Origin of the sequence: Pseudomonas sp. 18.1.10, from assembly GCF_024655625.1 — a bacterium.
Taxonomy (GTDB): Bacteria; Pseudomonadota; Gammaproteobacteria; order Pseudomonadales; family Pseudomonadaceae; genus Aquipseudomonas.
In genome coordinates, this window is the sequence record NZ_JANLGL010000398.1 from 1 (window position 1) to 2,681 (window position 2,681).

Annotated in this window: 3 protein-coding genes; all 3 read right to left on the minus strand. The window is 59.1% G+C overall.

Going from position 1 to position 2,681, the window contains the following annotated elements; translation table 11 throughout:
• Nucleotides 1-129 precede the first annotated feature (129 nt).
• The 3 genes from accC to aroQ are packed head-to-tail and all read right to left on the minus strand — an operon-like array spanning nt 130 to nt 2,450.
• Nucleotides 130-1,491 carry an acetyl-CoA carboxylase biotin carboxylase subunit gene (accC, locus tag NUV89_RS29065; protein ID WP_017738536.1) on the minus strand — a complete coding sequence of 454 codons (1,362 nt, stop codon included), beginning with the start codon at nt 1,489-1,491 and terminating at the stop codon, nt 130-132.
• 17 nt (nt 1,492-1,508) lie between these two features.
• Nucleotides 1,509-1,970, minus strand: a complete 462-nt coding sequence (gene accB, locus NUV89_RS29070) for an acetyl-CoA carboxylase biotin carboxyl carrier protein (protein ID WP_017738537.1) — start codon at nt 1,968-1,970, stop codon at nt 1,509-1,511.
• Nucleotides 1,971-1,994: 24 nt separating this feature from the next.
• Nucleotides 1,995-2,450 carry a type II 3-dehydroquinate dehydratase gene (gene aroQ / locus NUV89_RS29075; protein ID WP_257784025.1) on the minus strand — a complete coding sequence of 152 codons (456 nt, stop codon included), beginning with the start codon at nt 2,448-2,450 and terminating at the stop codon, nt 1,995-1,997.
• Between the last annotated feature and the right edge of the window lie 231 nt (nt 2,451-2,681).

Sequence of the window (2,681 nt, forward strand, 5' to 3'; positions counted from 1 at the left end):
TCAGTGATGAATGTGTTGACTGACACACCGCATTCGCGAGCAAGCCCGCTCCCACAGGGGTTCAGCGGTGTTTTTTGCTGCTCCACAAACAACAAAGCCGCCCGAAGGCGGCTTTGTCTGGTGGAACGCTTACTGGTTGGCCAGCTTGTGTTCCAGGTAGTGAATGTTCACACCACCTTCGCAGAAGCCTTCATCACGGACCAGGTCCCGGTGCAGCGGGATGTTGGTCTTGATGCCGTCTACCACGATTTCGTCCAGGGCGTTGCGCATACGGGCCATGGCCTCGTCGCGGGTCGCGCCCCAGGTAATCAGCTTGCCGATCAGCGAGTCGTAGTTGGACGGAACCTTGTAGCCGCTGTACAGGTGCGAATCCACACGGACGCCGTTGCCGCCGGGCGCGTGGAAATGCTTGACCAGGCCAGGGCTTGGGATAAAGGTTTTCGGGTCTTCGGCGTTGATACGGCACTCCAGGGAGTGGCCGTGCATCTTCACGTCGTCCTGGGTGAAGGACAGCGGGTTGCCAGCGGCGATGCTCAGCATCTCCTTGACGATGTCGATACCGGTGACCATCTCCGAAACCGGGTGCTCTACCTGCACACGAGTGTTCATCTCGATGAAGTAGAAACGACCGTTCTCGTAGAGGAACTCAAAGGTACCGGCGCCACGGTAGTTGATGTCGATGCACGCCTTGACGCAGCGAGCCAGGACTTCTTCCCGCGCTTTTTCGTCCAGGCCCGGTGCCGGCGCTTCTTCCAGGACCTTCTGGTGACGACGTTGCAGCGAGCAATCGCGGTCGCCCAGGTGGATGGCGTGGCCCTGGCCGTCGGACAGCACTTGCACTTCCACGTGACGTGGGTTGGTCAGGTACTTTTCCAGGTAGACCATCGGGTTGCCGAACCAGGCACCCGCTTCGGAGCGAGTCTGCTTGGCCGCTTCGATCAGGTCTTCTTCCTTGTGCACAACCCGCATGCCGCGACCACCACCGCCACCGGCGGCCTTGATAATCACCGGGTAACCGACTTCACGACCAATGCGCAGAGCGGTTTCCTCGTCTTCCGGCAGCGGGCCGTCGGAACCTGGAACGGTTGGCACGCCGGCCGCGATCATCGCGTCCTTGGCCGACACCTTGTCGCCCATCAGGCGAATGGTCTCGGCTTTCGGGCCGATGAAGGCGAAGCCGGATTTTTCCACCTGTTCGGCGAAATCGGCGTTTTCCGCGAGGAAGCCGTAGCCTGGGTGGATGCCATCAGCGCCGGTCACTTCAGCGGCCGCGATGATGTTGGACACTTTCAGGTACGAGTTCGTGGCCAGTGGCGGGCCGATGCAGATGCTTTCGTCCGCCAGTTTCACGTGCATCAATTCGGTATCGGCCGTCGAGTAAACAGCGACGGTCTTGATGCCCTCTTCCTTACAGGCGCGCAGGATACGCAGCGCGATCTCGCCGCGGTTGGCGATCAGGACTTTTTGCAGTTTCTTCGCAGGTTTCAACATCGAAGGCGCTCCGCGGTTCAAACGATGGTGAACAGCGGCTGGTCGTACTCAACCGGCTGACCGTTTTCTACCAGGATGGATTCGATCACGCCGGCTTTTTCAGCGGTGATGTGGTTCATCATCTTCATCGCTTCGACGATGCAGATGGTGTCGCCCACTTTCACAGTTGCGCCGACTTCAACGAAGGCTGGCGAGGTCGGTGCCGGGGTGCGGTAGAACGTACCGACCATTGGCGACTTGACCACGAAACCGTTCAGCACAGGTGCGGCTGGCGCTGCAGGAGCGGCGGCGGCAGGTGCAGCAGCCGGAGCGGCAGCGGCTGGAGCCGGTGCTTGCATTTGCGGTGCGTAGAACTGTTGCGCCGGGGTCTTGCTGTGGCGGCTGATCCGTACGGATTCTTCGCCTTCCTTGATTTCCAGCTCGTCGATGCCGGACTCTTCCAGCAGCTCGATCAGTTTCTTAACTTTACGGATATCCATGAATCATCAACTCCCAAGGGTCGGTCAGGGGCGCTTGGCCGGTTGTTCAATGTGTTCCAGGGCGGCCTCCAGGGCCAGTCGGTAACCGCTGGCGCCAAGGCCGCAGATCACACCTACCGCTACATCGGAGAAGTAGGAGTGATGGCGGAAAGCTTCGCGTTTGTGCACGTTGGACAAATGCACTTCGATGAATGGGATGCTCACCGCCAGCAGCGCGTCACGTAATGCAACGCTTGTATGCGTAAAAGCGGCGGGATTGATCAGGATAAAGTCCACGCCTTCGCCGCGCGCGGCATGGATGCGATCAATCAATTCGTACTCGGCGTTGCTTTGTAGGTAGAGCAGATGGTGGCCGGCAACACGTGCCCTCTGTTCCAGATCGAGGTTGATCTGTTCCAGGGTCACTGCCCCGTAGACGCCCGGTTCGCGGGTGCCGAGCAGGTTCAGGTTGGGTCCGTGCAGAACCAGAAAGGTCGCCATCGGCTGTTCCTTGTTATTGATAGGGGTACGGCAGAACCCGGCGACTATGCCGCAAAGCCTTTGTGACTGTCCAGTTCTATGCAGTAGGCAGCACGATTAGCGAGGATAGCGCAAAATTTGTGACTAGCCCGTTGGATCTGGTCATTGGAAACACAGTTCTGACTGTGTCAGAGATCAAATGTGGGAGCGGGCTTGCTCGCGAATGCGGTGGGGCAGTGATGGATGTGTTGA

Bases quoted from the DNA above. Each gene is read 5' to 3' on its own strand.
- accC (WP_017738536.1), bottom strand. From the start codon at position 1,491: ATGTTGAAACCTGCGAAGAAACTGCAAAAAGTCCTGATCGCCAACCGC.
- accB (WP_017738537.1), bottom strand. From the start codon at position 1,970: ATGGATATCCGTAAAGTTAAGAAACTGATCGAGCTGCTGGAAGAGTCC.
- aroQ (WP_257784025.1), bottom strand. From the start codon at position 2,450: ATGGCGACCTTTCTGGTTCTGCACGGACCCAACCTGAACCTGCTCGGC.